Annotated in this window: 22 protein-coding genes and 1 pseudogene; 17 read left to right on the top strand and 6 right to left on the bottom strand. The window is 45.0% G+C overall.

Annotated elements, in window-relative coordinates; translation table 11 throughout:
- Positions 1 to 89: 89 nt before the first annotated feature.
- From EGM68_RS18820 to EGM68_RS18805, 4 genes are all read left to right on the top strand, one after another.
- The gene (locus EGM68_RS18820; RefSeq protein WP_040103124.1) at positions 90 to 569 is read left to right on the top strand and encodes a hypothetical protein; all 480 of its coding nucleotides are present in this window, start codon (positions 90 to 92) and stop codon (positions 567 to 569) included.
- 174 nt (positions 570 to 743) lie between these two features.
- On the top strand, positions 744 to 1,454 hold the full coding sequence (locus EGM68_RS18815; protein WP_040103125.1) for a response regulator transcription factor: 711 nt from the start codon (positions 744 to 746) through the stop codon (positions 1,452 to 1,454).
- Between the two features lie 2 nt (positions 1,455 to 1,456).
- On the top strand, positions 1,457 to 2,836 hold the full coding sequence (locus EGM68_RS18810; RefSeq protein ID WP_013372508.1) for a sensor histidine kinase: 1,380 nt from the start codon (positions 1,457 to 1,459) through the stop codon (positions 2,834 to 2,836).
- A 225-nt stretch (positions 2,837 to 3,061) separates the two neighbouring features.
- On the top strand, positions 3,062 to 4,129 hold the full coding sequence (locus EGM68_RS18805) for an ABC transporter ATP-binding protein (RefSeq protein ID WP_013372507.1): 1,068 nt from the start codon (positions 3,062 to 3,064) through the stop codon (positions 4,127 to 4,129).
- 144 nt (positions 4,130 to 4,273) lie between these two features.
- Here the strand turns inward: EGM68_RS18805 and EGM68_RS18800 are convergent, their stop codons facing one another.
- On the bottom strand, positions 4,274 to 5,557 hold the full coding sequence (locus EGM68_RS18800; RefSeq protein ID WP_040103127.1) for a pectate lyase family protein: 1,284 nt from the start codon (positions 5,555 to 5,557) through the stop codon (positions 4,274 to 4,276).
- A gap of 444 nt (positions 5,558 to 6,001) precedes the next feature.
- Here EGM68_RS18800 and EGM68_RS18795 point away from each other — a divergent pair, with 444 nt between their 5' ends.
- On the top strand, positions 6,002 to 6,739 hold the full coding sequence (locus EGM68_RS18795; RefSeq protein ID WP_129549802.1) for a cyclase family protein: 738 nt from the start codon (positions 6,002 to 6,004) through the stop codon (positions 6,737 to 6,739).
- Between the two features lie 123 nt (positions 6,740 to 6,862).
- Here the strand turns inward: EGM68_RS18795 and EGM68_RS18790 are convergent, their stop codons facing one another.
- A complete protein-coding gene (locus EGM68_RS18790; RefSeq protein ID WP_013372504.1) occupies positions 6,863 to 7,276 on the bottom strand; it encodes a DUF4183 domain-containing protein in 414 nt (137 codons plus the stop codon).
- A 441-nt stretch (positions 7,277 to 7,717) separates the two neighbouring features.
- Between EGM68_RS18790 and EGM68_RS18785 the strand changes: the two genes are divergently transcribed.
- Complete coding sequence (locus tag EGM68_RS18785; protein ID WP_129550348.1) at positions 7,718 to 8,341, top strand: DUF4183 domain-containing protein; 624 nt, start codon at positions 7,718 to 7,720, stop codon at positions 8,339 to 8,341.
- 39 nt (positions 8,342 to 8,380) lie between these two features.
- On the opposite strand, the pseudogene EGM68_RS18780 reads toward EGM68_RS18785, so the two are convergent.
- Both EGM68_RS18780 and EGM68_RS26220 read right to left on the bottom strand, forming a co-directional pair.
- Positions 8,381 to 8,613, bottom strand: a pseudogene (locus EGM68_RS18780) (oxidoreductase); the annotation flags it as partial.
- Entirely contained in the window at positions 8,609 to 8,767 is a 159-nt protein-coding gene (locus tag EGM68_RS26220) for an oxidoreductase (protein WP_481855684.1), read from the bottom strand. The pseudogene EGM68_RS18780 and the gene EGM68_RS26220, both read right to left, overlap by 5 nt.
- A 264-nt stretch (positions 8,768 to 9,031) precedes the next feature.
- Between EGM68_RS26220 and EGM68_RS18775 the strand changes: the two genes are divergently transcribed.
- The 3 genes from EGM68_RS18775 (at position 9,032) to nfi (ending at position 11,059) form a co-directional block, all read left to right on the top strand.
- Complete coding sequence (locus EGM68_RS18775; RefSeq protein ID WP_025676091.1) at positions 9,032 to 9,616, top strand: TetR/AcrR family transcriptional regulator; 585 nt, start codon at positions 9,032 to 9,034, stop codon at positions 9,614 to 9,616.
- A 74-nt stretch (positions 9,617 to 9,690) separates the two neighbouring features.
- Positions 9,691 to 10,272 (top strand): NAD(P)H-dependent oxidoreductase, encoded by a 582-nt coding sequence (locus EGM68_RS18770; protein ID WP_025676090.1) that lies wholly within the window; start codon positions 9,691 to 9,693, stop codon positions 10,270 to 10,272.
- 82 nt (positions 10,273 to 10,354) lie between these two features.
- Entirely contained in the window at positions 10,355 to 11,059 is a 705-nt protein-coding gene (gene nfi, locus EGM68_RS18765; protein ID WP_129549801.1) for a deoxyribonuclease V, read from the top strand.
- Positions 11,060 to 11,149: 90 nt separating this feature from the next.
- Here nfi and EGM68_RS18760 read toward each other — a convergent pair whose 3' ends face one another.
- Together EGM68_RS18760 and EGM68_RS18755 are read right to left on the bottom strand one after the other, a co-directional pair.
- Positions 11,150 to 11,479, bottom strand: a complete 330-nt coding sequence (locus EGM68_RS18760; RefSeq protein WP_013372497.1) for a hypothetical protein — start codon at positions 11,477 to 11,479, stop codon at positions 11,150 to 11,152.
- A 253-nt stretch (positions 11,480 to 11,732) separates the two neighbouring features.
- Positions 11,733 to 12,926 carry a glycoside hydrolase family 5 protein gene (locus EGM68_RS18755; RefSeq protein ID WP_129549800.1) on the bottom strand — a complete coding sequence of 398 codons (1,194 nt, stop codon included), beginning with the start codon at positions 12,924 to 12,926 and terminating at the stop codon, positions 11,733 to 11,735.
- Positions 12,927 to 13,264: 338 nt separating this feature from the next.
- Here EGM68_RS18755 and EGM68_RS18750 point away from each other — a divergent pair, with 338 nt between their 5' ends.
- From EGM68_RS18750 to EGM68_RS18715, 8 genes are all read left to right on the top strand, one after another.
- The gene (locus EGM68_RS18750; RefSeq protein ID WP_090738559.1) at positions 13,265 to 14,287 is read left to right on the top strand and encodes a substrate-binding domain-containing protein; all 1,023 of its coding nucleotides are present in this window, start codon (positions 13,265 to 13,267) and stop codon (positions 14,285 to 14,287) included.
- 316 nt (positions 14,288 to 14,603) lie between these two features.
- Positions 14,604 to 15,854: a PTS ascorbate transporter subunit IIC gene (locus EGM68_RS18745; RefSeq protein WP_013372494.1), complete on the top strand. Its 1,251-nt coding sequence runs from the start codon at positions 14,604 to 14,606 to the stop codon at positions 15,852 to 15,854.
- 73 nt (positions 15,855 to 15,927) lie between these two features.
- Positions 15,928 to 16,269: a cupin domain-containing protein gene (locus EGM68_RS18740; protein ID WP_129549799.1), complete on the top strand. Its 342-nt coding sequence runs from the start codon at positions 15,928 to 15,930 to the stop codon at positions 16,267 to 16,269.
- Positions 16,270 to 16,527: 258 nt separating this feature from the next.
- Positions 16,528 to 16,971, top strand: a complete 444-nt coding sequence (locus EGM68_RS18735) for a HEAT repeat domain-containing protein (protein WP_129549798.1) — start codon at positions 16,528 to 16,530, stop codon at positions 16,969 to 16,971.
- A 275-nt stretch (positions 16,972 to 17,246) separates the two neighbouring features.
- Complete coding sequence (locus EGM68_RS18730) at positions 17,247 to 19,007, top strand: cache domain-containing sensor histidine kinase (RefSeq protein WP_129549797.1); 1,761 nt, start codon at positions 17,247 to 17,249, stop codon at positions 19,005 to 19,007.
- Between the two features lie 2 nt (positions 19,008 to 19,009).
- A complete protein-coding gene (locus EGM68_RS18725; RefSeq protein WP_129549796.1) occupies positions 19,010 to 19,810 on the top strand; it encodes a response regulator transcription factor in 801 nt (266 codons plus the stop codon).
- A gap of 136 nt (positions 19,811 to 19,946) precedes the next feature.
- Complete coding sequence (locus EGM68_RS18720) at positions 19,947 to 21,290, top strand: extracellular solute-binding protein (RefSeq protein ID WP_129549795.1); 1,344 nt, start codon at positions 19,947 to 19,949, stop codon at positions 21,288 to 21,290.
- Positions 21,291 to 21,316: 26 nt separating this feature from the next.
- A complete protein-coding gene (locus tag EGM68_RS18715) occupies positions 21,317 to 22,198 on the top strand; it encodes a carbohydrate ABC transporter permease (RefSeq protein WP_013372488.1) in 882 nt (293 codons plus the stop codon).
- Positions 22,199 to 22,249 lie beyond the last annotated feature (51 nt).

Raw genomic sequence — 22,249 nt, 5'->3', positions numbered from 1 at the left:
TTTTCATATACTTTTCACATATTTGTTCCACAATTATCCCGAATTCTCCTGATAAGCTAAAGATACTTTAAAGGAGAGGTGATTCAATCATGAAAAAATGGACTAAAAATGCAGCAGCCGTATTGACCGTAGTAAGTGTACTGGGAGGAGCAAGCAGCGCATTCGCCGCTACAGCAACCACAACTCCAGTCACCACTGCACCAGCCATCAAAGCTCCTGCGGTTACGACTCCTGCTAGCAAAACACCGTCAAAAGCGCCTGCAACGAAAACACCTGTGGTGAAAGCACCTGTTAAAAAAGCTCCTGCCAAAAAAGCCAGTGCGAAAAAAGTGGCAAGCCACAAAGCAAAAGCAGTGAAAGCAAAACACCGTACAGTTAAACATCATGCGAAAAAACATAATGCTGTTCAACGCAAGGTAGCGGCACATAAAACTCGTGCACAACATGTTGTATCTAAAAAAGTAACCCATAAAGCTCCAGTAAAGAAAGCAGTCCCAGCTAAAACAGCTCCAAAAACGGTGAAAACAGCTCCAAAAGCAGCAGCTAAAGTAGTAACAAACAAAAAATAAGGTAGAAGGTAGAAGTTAGTTAGCTTTCAGTTCACCTGGCATATACAGCAGCGATTCATGATAAGAAAAGACGGGACCGGGAACGGTATACCCGTCTTTTGTCTATTCTGTGGGGCTTCTGATAAGCTTAAGAAAGGATGCTAGCATTCAGAACAACAGCAAGGAGTTAAGGCTATGACAAAAATAGTAGTAGTGGATGACGATGTATTCATTTTGCAACTAATATCTGAATATTTGAAAAAAGAGTCCTACGAGGTAACTTCCTTTTCCAGTGGAAAAACACTGGTAGAGCATATCCGAACCAACCGTCCGGATTGTCTCGTGCTTGATATTATGATGCCAGGCATTGACGGGCTTTCTCTATTGACTCAACTTCGTGAGTTTACAGAAATGCCAATCATTATGATCTCCGCGCGCGGAGAGGAAAATGACCGCATCCATGGGCTGGAATTGGGATGCAGTGACTTTCTGACCAAGCCCTTTAATCCAAGGGAGCTGGTGGGAAGGGTCAAAGCGATGCTGAGACTGAGCAAGGCGGGCACGTCTGCATCTGATGACAAGCAAGCAGCAGAGGGCGCAAATCTTTGCCATGCAGGCAATCTGTGCATTTTTGCTGACTTTCGTAAAGTTACAGTAGACGGACGAGCGGTGAATTTGACCTCGCGTGAATTCGATCTGTTGCTGTTTCTTGCGAATCATTTGGAACGGCCTTTTGGCAGAGAGCATTTGATTCAGCAGGTGTGGAGCTATGATTTTATAGGGGATGTGAGGGTCGTAGATGATCTGGTCAAACGTATTCGAAAAAAGTTGGCAGAATACCACTCCACGCTCGTCATTAACACGGTATGGGGATTTGGATATAAAGCAACGGTTCAGGAGATGTAGCCATGCGTACGATGAGAGCCAAAATTCTGCTGTCCCTGTCTATTGCAATGCTGATTACTGTCTGTATTACGGTGGTCTTATTTATCAGGCTCATCGACGACATTCTGGTGAATCAGGCCAAATCCAAGCTCCATGAGCAGGCACGCAAAGCCGTCCATATTATGAGTGACGGGGGCTTTGATCGACTGGATAATGCTGAACTTAACTATGTTATCAAGGGTGTGCTTTTATCTGCCGATTACTTTATTTTAAGCACGGATAACCGCATCATCGACTCCAGCGTCTCTGGAATGGAAGGCAAAAAGCTCGAGCGTTTGCTTTTGACCCGCCAGGGCTTTTTTGCATCGGTTCATCCGTCTGCCCACGATCTGGTTACTACACATGAAGGCGTTGCTGTCCTTCAAGGTAAAAAGATACTGTTTACGAATGAAGAATTGCCCGGACAACCTTTTCGGATCTTTGTATACTCACCCTTATCTTCTTTGAGAGCACTCTATGTACCATTAATGAGAACTACGCTGCTGTCAATCGTCGCGAGTTTTCTGGTGATTCTCGTTATTGGTCTGATGGTTGTTTCACGTCTGGTGCGTCCGCTCAAGCGATTGAAAGAGGCGGTAGGCAACTATGAGCCGAATCAGCCGCAGGATAGTGATTTTCCGCAGGCGGACAAAAGCGAAATTGGCGAACTGATAGGCACCTTTCATTCCATGTCCGCCCGCATTCAGCAGCACCACCACAGCCAAATTGAATTTCTACAAAATGTATCACACGAGCTAAGGACACCGTTAATGTCCATTCAAGGCTATGTATATGCCATTCAGGATCAAGTAGTATCGCAGGACGAGGGACTGAGCATTATTAAAGTGCAATCCCAGCGATTAATTGATATGGTGGAAAAGTTGCTTCAGCTATCGAGGTTGGAGGCGCTGAATGAGGAATGGCCCGTCTCTTTGATTGATCTGAGAAGTATGGCGGAGGACGCTGTTCATCTGTTGATGCCGATGGCCAGCGAACGCTCTATCTCGCTGCGAGTGGAGGGAGAGGGTCTGCATGTGGCCGTTCCGGCCGAGCAATTATTCCGTATGATATTGAATTTGCTGCAAAATGCAGTTCGACACACCTCCACAGAGGTAGTCATTCATTTGGAGACGGGAACAACACCGGAGGTTGTGTGGGTTATGCATGTAGATGATGATGGGGAAGGTCTAACCGAATCTGAAGCAGCCGAGGTGTTCGGAAGATTCTATACCGGATCAAATGGTGCGACGGGACTAGGATTGGCCATCTGCCGTCAAATAGCCTCCCGACTGAATGGAGAATTACTTTGTACACGATCGCCATTAGGTGGGGCACGCTTCAGCTACATTCAACGCATGTCATGACGCATGTTATAAATGAGGCAAAAATGGTTAAAAATGATCAATTTTTCGCTAAAATGTGCCATTAATATGACATTGCATGATAGGTTTTTGGTGATATTTTAGATATTGCTTGACTGGCAGGTACTAAAATGAGTAAAATTATTCGTATATACCTTGACTCATGAACGTCGTTTTTTTAGATAGTGGTCAATAATAGTGATGAATAATAAATGAAAGAGTGATGAGATGAACCGCCTTTTGGAAGTGAAGGACTTAACGATATCTTTCAAGACCCGTCAGGGACTAGTGCAGGCCATTCGTGGCGTAAACTTTCATGTCAATAAAGGAGAGACGCTGGCGATTGTCGGTGAATCCGGCTCAGGCAAAAGCGTAACCTCACAAGCTGTTATGAAGCTGATCCCGACTCCTCCGGGCGTTTATCAAAAGGGTCAAATTATGTTTGACGGACAAGAGCTGATTAATAAAACGGAAAAGCAGATGCAAAAAATTCGTGGTAAGGAAATTGGTCTGATTTCTCAGGACCCTATGACTTCACTTAACCCGACGATGAAAGTCGGTAAGCAGATCACGGAAGTGCTTTTCAAGCATGAAAAGATATCCAAGGACGCTGCTCGCAAGCGGGGTATTGAGTTGCTGAATCTGGTAGGTATTCCACATCCTGAACAGCGTTTTAACCAATATCCGCATGAATTTAGTGGCGGTATGCGTCAACGTGTCGTCATTGCAATGGCATTGGCTGCTAATCCGAAACTTCTGATTGCCGATGAGCCGACGACTGCGTTGGATGTAACCATTCAAGCTCAAATCTTGGAACTGATGAAGGATCTTCAGAAAAAAATTGATACTTCTATCATCTTTATTACTCATGATCTCGGTGTTGTGGCGAAGATGGCGGATCGCGTTGCTGTTATGTATGCAGGGCAAATCGTGGAAACAGGTACGGTTAATGAAATTTTCTATAACCCAAAACATCCATATACATGGGGACTCCTCGCTTCCATGCCTAGTTTGGACAGCCATGGTCAGAAGCTGGCTGCGATCCCGGGAACACCACCGGATCTGCTTCACCCACCTGTAGGGGATGCGTTTGCAGCCCGTAGTTCTTATGCCATGAAAATTGACTTTGAGAAAGAGCCTCCGCTCTATCAATTGTCTGATACACACTTTGTGAAATCATGGCTGCTTCATCCAGATGCACCTGCGGTTGAGCCACCAGAAGCGGTGAAGGCTAAACTTCGCAAGCTGGATAACGCATTTGAAAAGCCAGTTTTAGTTGAACAATACGGCAGTTAAAGCACGATATCATTTGTAAATAATCAAATAATAAATAAAAAAAGGCTGTTTCTCCGTGTGAATTAATATTACGGAGGAACAGCCTTTTTGGTGTAACACCACAGGTTGTATGAGTCTGTGGTGATTTGTATTATACGGCAGCGCTTACAACTTGCCGGAACCGGCTTGGGAAGTGACTTCTGTCTTCACGCTGGCGGATGGGGAAATTTTATCGTTCAAGGATGGCTTCCAGCCTACAGAGGAGCTAAGCCCCGCGCTGGAGCCTGCGTTTACGGCCTGTCCATTCAGAAGTGTGCCAGTGTCTGACAGGGCAGTTCCACCAAAAACAGTCACAATTTTGGCTGCGGACAGTCCCGCAACGTCAATGACATTGTTTTCAGCAAAGATTTTAGAGGCTTTGCCCGCGCCCCATATATACAGTGTAGGGTATTCAGAGCGTTTTACATCACCTGTATAGTAATTGTTATATAGATGGACTTGTCCATAACGTACGCGCGGTGTGCGTTGTACTGTATTCTCATAATAATTGTGATGCAGGGTTACACGTAAAGCCCCTTCATCCGCTGTTTTGCTGTCGCTGTTGCCGATAATGGATGTTTTGTCATGATCGTAAAAGTGATTGTATGAAATGGTAACCAGATCACCTTGGTTAATCACATCGAGCAGTCCATCATGATGTTGGTATTCTTGACCGTAGAAGGTGCCGTTTCCGCTATCGGGGTGAGCCCCGTCATTGAACGTATTGTGATCCACCCATACATGCGTGGCTCCGTTAATTGTAATGCTGTCATATTCTGAATTCCAATTGCCTGTACTGCCATCAGTTGGGTCCCATTGTGGGAAATAATCGTAGGCATCCTGAAACTCAATATTACGGATAATGACGTTGTCTGTACCCTTTTTTAATTGGAAGTTTGCGCCATTAATGACGGCATTGTTGCCCAGACCGACAATCGTTGTATTGGATGGAATTTCAATAACGATACGACTGGCTTGATTCTTCTGTGATGCCTTACGTGCATCTTCCAATGTACCAGAAGGAACCTTTTTCCCCCATGTAGACGGATCATACGCCTTGAGATACGCATTGAAATCATACTTAGAGTCCTTGTAATCGTTCAATCCTAATGGTTTATTATTGTCATCGACGTTAGCATTGATTGTACCTTTGACATAAATGATTTTAGGTGTAGTGTTGCTGCTCTTGCCTAACGCATCGACAAGTTGTTTACGGTTCGTTACGGTGAAAGTATTGGAGGAAGTAGCAGTAGCTCCACCTGTTGTGCCAGTAGAAAAGGCGGCCCAGCCGTTTTTGCTGCCGAGTGTCTCCTTGCCAATATCGCTGGCTGCATGAGCAGGTGCACCCATAGGAGCCAGAGTAGCGAACAGTAACACGGCTGCGATTCCGAGTGAAAATCTCTTTTTCATAAAATACCTCCGTATATTGGATAAATGGAGTAGACGAACGAAGGGAGTCCCGGGTGCTCCTGTAGTTTCTACATGTTCTATCATACTTTGTGTTCCAGTATTTGTTAATATAATAAAAGTTACATACTAAAATTTTTGTCGAATTTTTTATATAATTCAATAGAGCCCTTCTTTTTCCAATCAAAACGCATATGCCAGAATGAAAACGTTAACAATCATACCGAACAGAAAATGTATATATGATTATATGGAATTTTCCTGGTGAATTTCTTTCAAAATCAGTCTGTTCATCTTCATATTAAAGCAAAGGAAAATTGAATGGTTTTTCTCATAATGTTAACGATTTCAAAACCAAAATGCGTAGGGGAACGACAGGGGATTTATGGATTTTTGCAGCATCCTCAGGTACAATGCTTGTAATAAAGCTGAGGAGGAATGGGCATCATGGCAGAGCATTTAGCAGATATCCTGAAGTTGTTGAAGCAAAAAGAGTGGGTGGACTTGTCCCATGCCTTTTATCCCGAAATTCCCCATTTTCCGGTTTTCGATAATGTTCAGGTGGATACCCTGTTTACCCACGACGATGGCTTTTTTGTAAAACAATACTGCTTTCCAGGGCAATATGGAACTCATATCGACGCCCCCGTTCATTTTGTGAAGGGTAAACGTTATTTACATGAACTTTCGTTGAAGGAACTGGTTTTGCCGCTGGTTGTCATTGACCGTTCAGCAGCCGTTGCAGCCAATTCCGACTATGAGCTTACGGTTGCGGATATTCTGGATTTTGAACAAGAGCACGGACGCATTGCCGATCAGTCCTTTGTCGCCTTTCGTAGTGATTGGAGCAAGCGTTGGCCTGATCCTGATGCCTTCTCGAACAAGGACAACGCTGGAGATGCACATTGCCCGGGTTGGTCGCTGGATGCGCTGCGCTTTTTGGTAGAGGAACGAAATGTTGCTGCTATTGGACATGAAACACTGGATACTGACTCCTCTGTAGCTTATCGAAAAGAGGGTAAGCTGGTAGGAGAATATTACATATTGGAGCAGGATCGATATCAAGTTGAGGTGCTGACGAATTTGGACAAGCTGCCCCCGACGGGTGCAGTCATATATAATATTGTACCGAGCATTCAAGATTCCCCCGGATTTCCGGTGCGTTCCTTTGCTATTTTACCTTAATCTTGAGCTTAAAAGACCGATTCAGATCTGGACATCTGAATCGGTCTTTTTCTAGCATATACGGGGTAGTGTACAGCGTGAATGACCATTCAGTCCGGCTTGGTTCAAAATCATTGAAACGTCTTATGTGATAATCGTTACGGTAGGGGCAGAGATGGTAGGCTGAGTTGTGATAGTAGAGGTTGTGCCGCTAAAATCAGATATTTCTATGACAGCGGGGACACCTGGTGTAATATCTACGGAGGCAATGACCAGACTTGCCGTGGTTAGGGTGAATAAGGAGCTCTGCTGAATAACTCCATTAATATAATAATTAGCAGAGTCAGTAGCCGTTAATGTTGGCAAAGCAACGACTGGAGCATCGGCGTCATCTACGAAGCTGGCAGCAGGAATAGTTGTTGTTGTTGCTCCGATCATCCCGGCTGTAATGGTTGCAAAAAAACGAGTCACGGCTGGGGTTACAGTCGTGCTTATGGCACCACCAGTAGCTACTGGAGCAGTAGCTACTGCTGTGTATACAGGTTTTATGATGGGCATCGTTTTCATCTCCTTTCTTTACTGGTATGAGCCACTGCTGGCTCTTAATCAATAAATGATTTTTCAACCTATTCGGAAACGGCATATGAACCTTCCTATTAATAATAGGGTAAATGGAGAAAGCCCTATTTTACTGCGCAAAAAATGAAAGCGAATACTTGGAATCTGCATGCTACAAATGCCTAAGACCCTAATGGGAGATGTGCATACAATACATAAGCATGAGAGGAGGAGGTGTGTACGGCTGTTATGAAAAGACGCGATGCATCACTAAGGAGGCAAGGAAAGAGACCGGTACATTGCAAGATCAACAAACGAAAAAAGTGCAAGCCCCGGTATTCATTCAAAGGTAAAACAAAAACGGGGCTCCATGCTCAAAAGCATCCAAAACTAATTATTATACAACGACGCTTCAGAAATACTCCTGCCAAACGGAAGAGGATAGAGCATACAGGAAAGCAAGGTCTGCCAGGCGAAGCCGGGGTGACAGGAGCGCCAGGAGTACCGGGAATTGCGGGAACACCAGGAATACCTGGAATACAGGGTCCAGCAGGAACACAGGGAGCAACGGGAGTGCCAGGTCCAGCTGGGGCTCCCGGTAGTGCAGGCGCAACAGGTGCACCTGGTCCTACCGGAGCACAGGGCATACCTGGCCCTACCGGAGCCCAAGGCATACCCGGTTCTACCGGGGCACAAGGCGTAACCGGTCCTACTGGAGCCCAAGGTATAACTGGTCCAACAGGTCCGGCTCCTGACATCTCCAATGTTGAAATTGTCCCTAGGGCTGAGCGGTATTTTTATTTTACTCCTGATCCGATTGAATCTTCAGTTACGATTATGGCGGATCAATTTTCTGTAGATGGTGTGCAGGGGGCTTTTCAGAGGTTTCATGTCGGAAGCAATAGTTATGCCAATCTGTATATTAACGGGATGTTACAAGAAAGAACGTTGTTCAGCTTGACACCTTCATCGCTGACGATTCACCTCAGCGAAGGGGAGACTATTTCCTCCGGCACACCTATTATTGTGGAAATTGTTCAATTTAGTGTGCGATACAGTGCATGACATTGCTCGCGATGAACGCTTCATGTGATGGACATTATTTTAAAACCAAAAATGGTTATAGGGTGCAGGTCCTTCAATACGAGCACCGAGTTGCTCGGCTGCCCTGTCTGGGCCAGAATGGACAGCCGTTCCCGACCTACTTCAACCAGATCCGCCCGACCATTACGCAAAATTTCCTCGGCTTGAATACCGTGAGTAATCAATCCTACGGCCGCGGTAGCTATATCAGCAGCCTGACGAATAGCTTCCGAGTAAGGCACCTGATAGTCAGGAGCGTCCGACATGCCAAAGCTGGAGACCGGCTTTAGAGCCTTGGTCATGGATGGCCTGCACCACTTTTTGCAGCGGGGAAATGTGCTCGTCGCTCCATATGCCAAGGCTGCCCGAATCTTTTCCCTGCTGGGTGACTGCATACACTTCAAGCATGATTAGCCCGACTTGTCTTAGCGCCGAGTGCCGTAATGCAGCGTATGCCAATCGGTTGCTTTTCCGTCCTCTTTATTTACGGTTCAGAACGCCCGCTTTTATTCGGTTACATATGTATTTTATAGGAATAAAATGAAGCGATTCACTTATAAAAACATGGTATTTTAGGTTTATTACGATGGATTTTAAATTCAAGCATACAGACAGGTTGAAACTGTATAAATATGATTTGCAATTTGGTTAGCAATCACTTACTATAATCCTATGAATAAGAAAACACATGTAGACAGTAAAAAGAAGGATATTCTGCAGGCAGCGATGTGCTTATTTGCAACCAAAGGAATTGATGGGATTTCGGTCAAAGAAATTGCAGAGGCTGCCGGTGTGACAGATGCTGCGATTTATAAGCATTTTAAGAGTAAAGACGCGATGGCCTTGGAGGTATTCGGGCAGTATTGCAATAGCTATACCACCTTAATTGACTTTTATCGCAAGCAGAATGGGAGCTTTCTCAGTCGTTTCCACCAACTGGTGGATGAAGTGCTGAATATGCATGATGAGGACCAATATGGATTGCTTCTACTATCACAGCATCATGAGCTGTATGTTGAAGCAAGCCAGAACCAGAATGTGCGTCAGCCGCTGGAGGCGTTGACTGAATTCATCGAACAAGGGATTCAACAAGGTGAACTGCCGAAGCAGGATGTTCAGCTATCCGGTGTGCTCATCATTGGAGCCATTACACGCTTGTCCGTGTCTAGCCTGGAAGGTGAACTTCCACAGCAGCTGGTTCCATTTGCCGTAGAGATCAAACAACGTTTAACTGCTTTATTAAGTAAAGGTCAGTAGTGACCTTTTCTTTTTAAATATAAAGTTAGTGTTTTCTAACTAAAATCATAATATGAAGGTAGGAAGTGGCTTATATGTCTAAAAAAATATTGGTGATTCAGGGGAATCCGGTCGCTGACAGTTATGGAGAAGCGCTGGCTCAAGCCTATGTAAAAGGAGCCGAAGGCGCAGGGGCTGAGGTTCGCTTATTGCAGCTGTCCGCGTTGGAGTTTAATCCAAATCTATCAGGTGGATATCGGAATAAATTGCCGCTTGAACCTGATTTGATTCAAGCACAGGAATGGATTAAATGGGCAGAACATCTCGTTTTTGTCTTTCCGATCTGGTGGGGCAGCTTGCCTGCGTTAATGAAGGGATTTATTGACCGTACCTTTATGCCGGGATTCGCGTTTAAATATCAAAAAGGAAAACCCTTGCCTGACAAGCTTTTAAAGGGAAGAACAGCCCGCCTTATCAGCACGATGGATGGTCCGCACTGGTATTACCGATTTTTCCAAGGACAGCCTGGGCACCGGATGATGAAGGATTCCACGTTACATTTATGTGGAGTCAAACCAGTACGTTCTACAACCATTGATCTCATGAATAAGAGGACAGAGCAACAGCGTAACGAATGGCTGAGCAAGGTTGAGCAGCTAGGACGAAGCATGAGCTAGGTTTTCGCCATCTCAATAGCAAACACGCTGATCCATTAACATATAGAGGACATTCGGAAAACTACATTCTAAGAGGATAGAAATGAGGCACAGAAAAATGGAACCAATCATAAATCATGAATGGGATCTAAATGAAAAAGAAGCGGTGAAATTACAGCAGGAGTTATCTTTAAAAGTTACAAAAGAAGATCGATTCCCTGAAATTCAATATGTTGCTGGGGTAGACGTGGCATACAGTGAACAAAGTGATCTCTTAGTTGCGGCCATCGTGATTTTAGATGCTAGCTCATTACAAGTAGTGGAATCCATAGTGGTTGAAGATGCTGTCCATTTTCCCTACATCCCCGGATTGTTTTCATTCAGGGAGCTACCGCCTATAGTAAAAGCATTGAAGCAAATCAAGACCTCTCCCCAGCTGGTGGTCTGTGATGGACAAGGAATTGCCCATCCTAGACGATTCGGATTAGCCAGTCATTTAGGTGTTATATTTGATATTCCTACAATTGGATGTGGTAAAACGAGGCTATGGGGTGAATTCGAAGAGCCATCTCGAGAACGAGGGGCATGTTCGTTATTAATGGATCATGAGGAGGTTATCGGCGGAGCGTTAAGAACCCAGGACAACATTAAATCTCTGTTTGTATCTGTAGGGCATCGTATTTCATTAGAAACGGCCTGCAACTGGATATTAAAGCTTTGTCCACAATATCGCTTACCTGAGACCACTCGACAAGCTGACCAGCTTGTGAGAAAAGCTTTATCACAAATAAACCAGGGGAGTATCTGATCATAATCGCTCTACATAAGGGAAAACACCACAGTGGAGCAACTAGCTCGCATTGTGGTGTTTGGAATAGCTCATGTTTTACAATCAACGTTATATAAATATCGATGCAACGATTAAAATAAATCCGATCGCTAGACCGGCAGGGCCCCAATAATGCATAGGGATAAAAAACAGACTGTGCTGGGTTCCCATTCGATAGCGTTGTCCTGTTTCCATATCAACGAGCACCTTGTCCGAGTCGGCGTTAAGTGCTTTACCCAAATACCAGATAATAACTCCCGACACAATGAACACAAAAGCCATCGGCAGCCGGGAATCTATGGAGTCAAGCCCAAGAGCGGATACTAAACTGCCGACAATAACGAATAAAATTCCTGGAATAATGATATTTAAAATACCAAAGCCCTTCCAAATAATCACATGAAAACTTCCTTCCTAATTATGTTTACGTTCATGGTGAGTCTCTCGTCGAAATGATTTTCACATCCAACATATGTATTTATCGGTTAAAAGAGAGATTTAGTTTACAATATGACCCATTCATTAGGGGATTTACAATGTGTAAAACTGGAAAATGGAAAAAGCCGTTTCTCCACCTTTTCGTAGTCCCAGCACAAGCTGGACTGAAGGAGGAAAAATCGGCTTTTTTAATAAACGGATTGAAGTTCTGTGCCTATTCGGCGCTTGCTTTCACTTGCTCTGCTATGAAATTTACAGGTTTCATAATCCGGCTCAGCATGTCCTTCTTCGGACGATTCCAGGTAACCCAGTCATCCAGCAGCAGACCGCCTGTGTCACCGCTATTCGGATTCAGGGACCAATACGTAAAGTACAGGTTGTTGGCACCAATATAGTCTACGAGTGCATTTTGCCATTTACCCTCAGCGGAAGACGAATCAACATTGCGACCGCCGAATTCACCGACCAGCACCGGAGCTATGTTTTGCTTACTGATGTAGCCCCAGGTTTGATCCCAGATTGCTGGCAGGTTGGACGGGAAGGTTGAATCGTTGAACCATGGCTGCGAAGACACACCAGGACCGTAGTCATGTGGTGAATAGACGACACGGTTCGGTACGTCTAGAACGACAGGATAGTTGGCTACACCTGTCAGGTTGCCGCCCCACCAATATTGGCTGTTGTTGCCTTGTACATTATGGTCCACACCTTCTACCAGAATCAGCCAATTCGGATTCACAGACAGAATGGCATTCCCTGCACGCTGCGCCGCGAGACGCCAGTCTGTGGAAACATCGCCTGTTCCCCAGCTTGCCTGACCGTGCGGTTCGTTGTGTAAATCTGCACCAATGACGGTAGGATTGTTTTTATAACGTTCAGCTAACATCTTCCAGTCGCTGATCCAGCGGGACTCAGGGTACTGAGAGGTATACCATAGCTCGGATTGTCCACCTGAGCCTGGGCGGTGACGGTCAAGGATAATCTGAATACCGCGTTGTCCAGCTTTTTCGATCAGCTTGTCCATAATTTGAATCGGAGTCAATCCGACCAGATCAGGATTTTTGTAGTAATCAATACTGTCCGGACGAGAGCTGGAATCCAATAACTGATTGCTGTAAGGCAGACGGATGAGATTATAACCTTCCTTCTTCACCTGATCCAGCATGTCGTCCATTGAGCGACTCCATAGTCCATGCAAAGTGTAATTAGGGGTTTCCAGACCAAACCAGTTCAGACCGTTAAATGCGGCCTCTTTCCCGGATTCATCTACAATCTTGTTTCCTTGGGTATGATAATATCCTTTTACGCTGGCTGCATCTGCCGAAGGTGGAGTGTACCCATACAGTGTGAAGCCCATGACGAGGGAGGCAATGACGAAAAATGTTTTTTTCAACCCTTTTTTCTTCATGATTCTTGCTTCCTCCTTTTATATAAATGATATTGTAACCGATTACATTTTCATTTTATGTTCAAATCTTCCATCAAACAAGTTCATAAAATTTGTATATTTTTAAGATTTCGTTCAAAATTATTAGTTTTGGGACAAGGGATATTTAGGTTAGGGGGTATAGCATTTGTGGGGCTGGATTATGGGGTGAGGCACGTTCCAACTCACATTTATTATATTTTCCTCCTGTAAAAGAAGGTATATAATAAAGGAAATTCACATTACATACAGGTTGTAGAGTACATACATTGTTGAAAATGAACACATGCCTAATACGCAATATAGAAAGGGGGGGAATCATGGTAACCACGATGAAAGAAGTCGCAGAACGTGCAGGGGTGTCGAAGAGCACAGTTTCGCAGTTTCTGAATAAAAGATACAACTATATGAGTGAAAGCACCAAGAAGAAGATTGAGCAAGCGATTGAGGAGCTCAGTTATATTCCCAATGAGGTGGCGCGCAGTCTCAAGCAAAAGAAGACCTTTATTGTGGGGGTTATTTCTTCAACTATTTTGTCGAGATTTACAACAGAAATCGTGCGCGCAATTGAAGATGAATGCCAACTGGAAAATGTCCAGGTCATTGTCTGCAATACTGATGATGATTCGCTCAAAGAGAAAAAGTACGTCCAGTCGATGATTGCTCGGCAAGTGGATGGACTTATTATTTTTCCGACAGAAGAGAACAAAAAATTATATGTTTCCCTTGTTAAAAGTGGCTATCCGTTCGTGTTTGTCGACCGAAAAATCGATGAAATCAACGTAGACACGGTGCTGTTAAATAATGAAAAAGCTAGTGAGCTTGCGGTTGAAGCACTGATTGAGCATGGTCACAAAAACATCGGCATCATCACGTTTCCTCTAGGCAAAAAAGCAATTACCACACGAAGTGAGCGGCTGTCCGGCTATAGAAATACGCTCGGCAAACATGACATATCCGTGCATGAAAACTATATCAAAAGCGGCAGGCTGGATGAAATGTCTGATCTTATTAGACAACTATTTCACATGGAGAACCCGCCCACCGCAATCATTGCTACGAATGACATGATTTTGGAGCAGGTGCTGATCTATGCCAAAAATAATCATCTGACCATACCTAATGATTTTTCCTTGATTGGGATAGATGATGTATCCTTTGCATCTTTTTATAATCCGCCGATCACTACCGTTTCCCAGCCGAGTTTTGAAATGGGGAAAAGAAGTGCGAGGCTACTGCTCGATAAAATTGATCAAAAAGAGCAGGGGCATGAGCAGCTGTCAGACATCATCCGATTGAATCCGGTCATTAACCACAGAGAATCTGTCCAAAAGTTAAATTGAATAATTGGAATAAGTATTTTTTTCTTTTTTGAAAATGTTTTTATGAATTCTATTGTAAAAAGAAAATAAAGAGCTATAATGATCTTATGATTCGAGTCATGAATACCCTTTCTGGTAGTGCTGAGTGTAGTGATGACTGCAACTTAATAGAGGGGAGGAGTGAACCTTAAACGGAAATTTATGATTAAATTTGTGATATAATTCACAAAAAAGCAGTTCTACTTCTTTTTACATTCCCGGAAGGGAAATTTTTTTCAAGCATTACTAAATCGATTTAGTAAGAATGAAAAATAAAGAAAAGAAGGTCGGGATCACTATGGAAATGTTTATGAGCATTATCAGGGAGCCATCCATCATTATTGCGATTGTGACATTACTCGGTCTCATATTTCAGAGGAAGAAAGTATCCGAGATCATAACCGGAACCACCCTTTCTTTCATGGGCTTTACCATGATTAAGGTCGGCGGCGGAATTTTAGGAGGCGTGCTCACCAACTTCAGCCAAATATTTTCTTTTGCGTTCAACCTTAAAGGTGTCGTACCAAGCAATGAAGCTATCATGGCCCTGACCATTGATCAGATCGGGGCGGATGCTGCGCTCATTCTACTTTTTTCCATGATCCTTAACATCGTGCTTGCGCGCCTGACCAAGTTCAAGTACATTTATTTGTCTCTCCACTTGATTTTGTTCATGAGCTTTGCCGCTACAGCCGTTATGAAAGGTCTGGGTCTCAGTTCGCTAACTACAATCATCGTTGGTTCCTTGGTCATTGGGAGCTATATGGCAGTGTTTCCTTACCTGCTCCGAAATGCCAGCAAAAATATTATCAAATCGGATGAATATACAATTGCTCATGCTTCCATGACTTCTTACATTCTCGGTACCTATTTAGGAAAAGTTTTAGGCAATCGTGAACATGACACCGAAAATGTAAAAATAAATGACCGCATCAGTTTTTTGCGTGATCCCAATGTGGCAACAACCTTGACGATGCTGGTGCTTTTGTTGGTATCTGGACTGGTTGCTGGTTCTGAATATGTCAGCAAATTATCTAACGGCAAAGAATACCTCGTCTTTATCCTCGAACAATCAGCCACTTTTGCTGCTGGCTTGTATATCGCAAAAGCAGGTGTTAAGCTGTTCACGACTGAAATTGTACCCGCTTTCAAGGGGTTCTCCCAAGTGTTCGCACCTGGAGCAGTTCCTGGGGTGGATGTTCTGGTACTGTTCGACAAATCACCCAATTCCGCGTTGGTAGGCTTCTTGGTCAGCTTTTTCACAGGTGTGGCCTGCGTTTTTGTTTTCCCGCTTATCGGACTGCCTGTTATTGTACCGGGGATCATGGCCTGTTTTCTCGCTGGCGGTGCAGCCGCGATATTTGGCAATTCCAGCGGTGGTTTTAGAGGGGCAGTCATTTCCAGTTGTCTTAATGGATTCTTGCTCTGTCTGCTGCCGGCTCTCACCTTGCCGCTCTTTTCTTTTTTGGGTGCCGACGGAGTGACATTCGCCGATCCCGACTTTACAACCCTTTCCGGATTACTTTGGCTTATTTTCCGCTGGTTTTAAACTAAACCGATTTATGAATTTTTAAAAATAACTCATCTAAATAAATTGGGTTCTAAATGAGGAGGAATGATTCATGTTTTTTAATGACCAAGATATTCAAATGGATACAGTAGACAGTAATACAACCCGGAAAGTGCTGGCCCACAGTGACCAGCTTATGTATGTCAAAGTGATGTTTGCTAAAGCCCAAACTGGGGAGATCCTGTTGCATAAGCATGTCCATGAACAAGTCACTTATGTTTTGAAGGGAAGCTTTAAGTTCATGATCGATAATGGGCAAACCAAGGAAGTGCAGACTGTTAAAGAAGGAGACAGCATCCATTTTCCATCCGACACTCTTCATGGCTGTATCCCGCTGGAGGATGACGGAATTTTGCTAGATGCATTTACACCAGCACGTGCCGATTTTCTATAAATTTTCTTACTAAATATGGCTATTATCGAGCATGCCGAATATAAAAAAACTGTACCAACGCAGGTTTTCAGTTGTTAATCTGCACCAGTGAGCCTGAGGCGGAGCCCTGGGTTCTTTTTTGTTCGTATTATTGGCTGCAGCTCCAATACACTTCATAATGATCTTTTTTAGTAGAAGACCTGCAAGTATGTTATATTTAACAAACGGCAATCGTGATGAACAGCAGTGTAGTGATTTTTAGAAAAGGATGAGATTATTTTGGAAAACAACGAAACTCAGCAGGAATTTGCAGAAGTATATGAGCAGCTTAAGGTGGCTGCAAACCGAACCTCCGATTGGAAAGCGCGTCTAGCAGCGGTGAATGAATTGGGTGCATGGAAGAACCAGCAGACGATTGACTTGCTGACGCACCGAATGAATAATGATATGGTATATGCCGTTCAGGAAGCTGCTTACCACAAGCTACAGGAATGGGGCGAAAACGTACAGCCGCCTGTGCGCAAAGAGGGTGAGCTTGTTAAGGGGTTGACGAAGATTCTGGTGCGCATTAAAAAAAGCCTGCCAGCCGACCATACCTATAATGATTTTCGCGAGAAGCTGCGTAAGATGAGAGTCGATATTTATGATATCTATGAAGGCAACAAGGGTACTGAATTCGATCAGTGGCTGGAGCAAAAATGGGCTTCGTTATCCACAAGATAATGTCTGAACCCTGCCATTGAATGTAACTTTGAGGGATTGCTATTGGTAATGCAGATGAAGTCTTAACAAGGATAAGGTGTTATCTTTGTTAAGGCTTTTTTAATATATATCGTTATTACGTGTTATGATCAAACGCAATGATTTCAAAGAGGGCTGGCCGTTTTAATTAATCTCTGCTAAAAAGATGCCAACAAAGGGGAACGATGCGCTAGAATAGAAAATAGAAAGCGTTATCATTATCGGCTTTTCTGCGATGATTCAGGGGGAGAAGGCTTATGCGTTCAAGGTTTCAACCATTAAACACGTTGCGTAATCAAATCTTTATCGGCTTTATATTGGTAATGCTCATTATGATGAGTGTGGCGGGAGCGTTTATTTATCTCAATGTCTCTCACCTGTTGAAAGACAGTGCCGAACGGCATATTGGTCAAACCGCAGTACAAGCAAGCGGCAGACTGGATGCATTAATCGGCCAGATGGACAGCCTGACGGAACAAGTGGCGAATCATCCATCTGTTCAGCATATTTTGCTGGAGGAGCGTAATGGGGGCAAGGTGACTTTCGGACAGCGTCAATCGCTACTGCAAGTGATGCATAGCTATCAGGCTTATATGCCGAGCGTTGGCTCGCTGGAGCTGTATACCGCTGAAGGGAAGATGTTGTTTCCGATTAGAGAAGGCAGTCTGGAGGATCGTATCGGACAGGCGGACATTCGGGAAGCCAATGAGATGAAAGGCAGGCTGGTCTGGATCGGCATAGATCCTGAAAATCCCCAGTCGCTGCTGGCGATTCGGCAGGTGAGCCTGGTGGATCGCTGGTTTTCACGCGGAGGATATCTGATTACCCGCATGGAACGAAGTTATTTTGGGCTAAATGGTACGTCAGCGACCCATGAAGAAGCAAATGAAACTATGCTGCTTGTAGATCGCCGAGGGCAGCTGCTGTCGGGTGAGCCTATGAGTCAGATTAATTTGTTAGATGTATTGCACAGCAAGACACAGACGGTTCATATTGGAGAGCGCGAGTATGTGAAGGCAGTTCAGCAATCGGAACGGACTGGCTGGTCGCTGCTGATCCTGATTCCAGTTAGCGTCGTCACAGACGGAATTACGGTTTTACGGACGACACTTATTATTTCGGCGTCTCTAGGTGCCGTGTTATTCCTGTTCATGTCCTTTATGCTGTCAACGTTGATTACCAGACCGATAGGTCACTTGATTCAGGCGATGCGCCGTTCACGGGAAGGAGCGTTGGCCTTGAATCCTGAACCTGCAGCAGCGGTTGAATTACGGGAATTAAATGCAGAGTACAACACGATGATTGTCGATATCAATGAATTGATCCGTGTCATTTGCGAGAAGGAGGCTTTACAAAGCCAGACCGAGCTTAAAGCACTGCAAGCGCAGATCAACCCGCATTTTCTTTTTAATACGCTAGATGCATTCAATTGGTCGCTGCAAGAAAAAGGAGAGGAGGAGCTTGCCGGGCTGATGGTGTCCATGTCGCGGCTGTTTCGTTATGTGATCGAACCGGCTCACCATGACTCTTGGGTGACACTTGGGGAAGAAATAGCACAAGTCCGTCGTTATCTGGAATTGATGGAGATGCGTCTGGGCGAACGTCTGAGCTGGCAAATTCATATGCCACCAGAGGCAGCAAGCATTCCGCTTCCTAAGCTGCTGATCCAGCCCATTCTAGAAAATGCAATCTTACACGGTGTCGAAAATCGTATCGGCAATGGCCGTGTTGAAATTCGAATCACTCCTTCGGCGAGGTTGGGTTGGACTAGGATCGAGGTTGTAGATAACGGACCTGGAATGACACAGGAGGAACTTGCAGCTGTGCGTACAGCGTTGATCGAGGGATCTGCCTGTCAGAGCAAGGGAACTGGTATGGGACTGGTTAATGTGCAGCGCAGGCTTGCTCTCTATTATGACAGTGCATCTTATCCAACGGACGGCGTGCTGATCTACAGTGCTGTGCAGGAAGGAACGGTGGTCGCTTTTGAAATTCCTGATGAATACGGGGGGCGGTAGGAATGAGTTTTTCATCCAAGACCATTGTTATTGTGGACGATGAACAAAGAACACGTCAGGGGATACATCAGACACTGGAGCAGTGGGCCTCCGGGAAATACCGAATTATGACATCGGGGAATGGCCTGGAGGCATTACATATGCTGCAAGCGGAGAGGGTTCATCTGCTGATTACAGATGTCCGTTTGCCGGAATTCAGCGGGCTGGATTTAATCCGCTCTCTGGAACGGGAGTCATATCGTCCGGCGATCATTGTGATCTCGGGATATGCGGAGTTTGATTATGTCCAGCAGGCGCTTCGTCTCGGAGCCGTTAATTATTTGCTCAAGCCGATTGATAAGCAGGAGCTGCTGAATGCGGTAAATGAAGCACTTCAACTTGAAGAGGAACGGCAGCGGTATAAGAAGCTGGACAAGCTGGCTGACCCTGTTCTGCTAGAGCTTGACCTCCAAGCGACTACGCTTAGCGATCCGGTACGGCGAGCCTTCACCTTTATGGCAGAGCATCTTCACGGACCCATTACGATGGCGCAGACTGCAGCGCATTCACACCTGAATGCGAGCTATTTTAGTGTTTTATTTAAGGAGCAAAGTGGTTTGTCCTTCAGCGAATATCTGCACAGGATACGGATACAACGGGCTAAGGAGCTGCTGCTGCATACCCAGTTGACGATTGCCCAAATCGGTGAGCGCTCAGGCTACCGGACAGATAAATATTTTATTAAAGTATTCAAAGCGACCGAGGGGGTAAGTCCCAGCCGCTATAGACAGCAGATGCGTAAAGGACCAGAGAATATCGACTGACATATAGGCTGCTCACAACCCAATAAAAGTGGAATTATACCCAATGAGCGTACCCTGTTGGAAGCAGAAATAGAGTGCTAAACTTACAAATGATAACGGTTACAAAAAATATAATTACAATAACGGAGGTCTAACGATGTCCAACGAGTATTCAGTTCGTAAGCGCTCACATCGAAAATGGGTTGCTGGGTTGACCCTGCTGCTGTCATTCATGCTAGTGCTGTCCGGTTGTGGTGTTGGTAAGGATGGGCAAGGCGGTTCCAGTGGAGCTGGGGGCAAGGTTACTCTCAAAATGATGCACTTATGGCCAGAGGGAAGCTCGGCACAGCAAAGCAAGCTTGTAACTCAGATTATAGATCAATACCAAAAGGATCATCCGAATGTCGTCATTCAGCAGGAAGTGCTGGAAAATGAACAATACAAAAACAAACTCAAAGTGCTGTCAGCTTCCAATGAATTGCCAGATATCGGCATCACTTGGGCCGCCGGTTTCATGGAGCCTTACGTTAAAGGTGGATTATTTACGCCGATGGATGACCTGCTGCAAGGTTCCAAGCTGAAGGACAAATTCGTACCGGGAACGACCGATGCCTATGCGCTGGATGGTAAAACGTATGCGCTTCCGATCGAATTGAACATAACACCCATTTATTACAATAAAGCCATATTCCAAAAATACAACTTGAAGGTACCTGCGACATTTGATGAATTTAAGCAGGTGGTGAAAACACTTGTAGATCATGGAGTTGCACCGATTGCATTGGGCAATAAAGACCGCTGGACGGGTTCGCTTTGGTACATGTATCTGGCAGACCGTATAGCAGGTAGCGAAACGCTGAAAAAAGCAATTGACGGCTCAGGATCATTCGATGACCCTGGTTTAATTCAGGCGGCCTCCGAAATTCAGACTCTGGTGAATATGAACGCCTTTAACAAAGGATTTAACGGCTTGTCCAATGATGAAGGAAAATCCGAGTTTATGAACGACAAAGCGGCGATGTATTTGATGGCTACTTGGGAGTTGCCGAATTTTACGACTAATCCCGAAATCCCGCAAGCGTTTAAAGATCAAGTCGGCTTCTTTAAATTCCCGATGGTTGCAGGCGGCAAGGGCAACGAGAACAGTTGGGTAGGAGGTCCGGGAGTCGGCTTGTTTGTTTCGGAAAATTCCAAAGTAAAAGAAGAAGCCAAAGCGTTCGTGGAATACTTCGTAGAAAAATGGGGAGAGCAATCGGTCACACAGGCGGGCGTTATTCCGGCGACGAAGGTGGACACCTCTAAAGAAAAATTGCCCAAGCTGTATGTCGACCTGCTGAATGGACTGAACCAAGCCAGCAACATTACATTGTTCGCTGATGTACAAATGAAGCCGAATGCAGCGCAGGTACATTTGAATATGATTCAGGCGTTGTTTGGTAAAGCGGTGACACCGCAACAATTTGCCGACCAGCATAAGGCTGCCATCGAGAAAGGAAATTGAAATTGACCACCTAAGGAGGTCTGACCGTGGAAAAGGTCATGTCCAATAAGCTCGTCATTGCTCTCTATGTGTTGCCTTCCCTGCTGCTGTTATTTGCCGTGATTTATGTGCCCATCGTACTGACCGGCTATTACGGCCTGAATCAGTGGAATGGAATCGGCCCTATGACTTTCGTAGGGCTGGATAACTATCAACATTTGTTCACAGACGCGGCATTCTGGCAAAGTGCTTGGCATTCGCTGCTGCTGGCCTTGTTTTCAGGCATCAGTCTGATCGGTTATCTGGTCGTTGCGATGATTCTGTCAGGAAAAATCAAGGGAGCGAATCTGCTGCGGAAAATTTATTTAATTCCCATGCTGCTGTCTTCTGTAGCGATCGCTCAATTGTGGCTCAAAATGTATCACCCGACCAACGGAGTGCTGAATTCTTTGCTGGCATCGGTCGGAGTTCACAACCCGCCCGAGTGGTTAGCTAATCCGTCGCTGGTGCTGCTCGCCTTGTTCATCCCGATTATTTGGCAATATGCAGGCTTTTATATCCTGATTTATTATGCTGGGCTGAAAAACATTCCCGAAACGCTGATGGAGGCTGCCCGCATCGACGGAGCCAGTGCCTGGCAGATTGCGACGCGTATCAAATTGCCTCTGCTGCGCGAGGTGATTAACGTGACGATCATATTGTCGATTGTCGGCTCGCTCAAATATTTTGACCTGATCTACGTTATGACGGACGGTGGGCCGAACGGGGCCAGTGAAGTGATGGCTTCGTACATGTACCACCAGGCGTTCCGCAGCTTCGATTTCGGATATGGCAGCGCTACAGCCTTTGCCCTGCTGCTCATCTGTCTGGTTGCTACGTGGGTGATTCGCAAGGTGACCGCTACTAGTGACACCATCCAGTATTCATAGAACATTCATGCAATTAGATCATGGGTAACAAAGGACAGGAAGAGGGAGGAA

Source organism: Paenibacillus sp. M-152 (genome assembly GCF_003856555.1).
Taxonomy (GTDB): domain Bacteria; phylum Bacillota; class Bacilli; order Paenibacillales; family Paenibacillaceae; genus Paenibacillus; species Paenibacillus polymyxa_C.
Note: the sequence above shows the minus strand (reverse complement) of the source record. Positions and strands in the feature narration are given on the sequence as shown.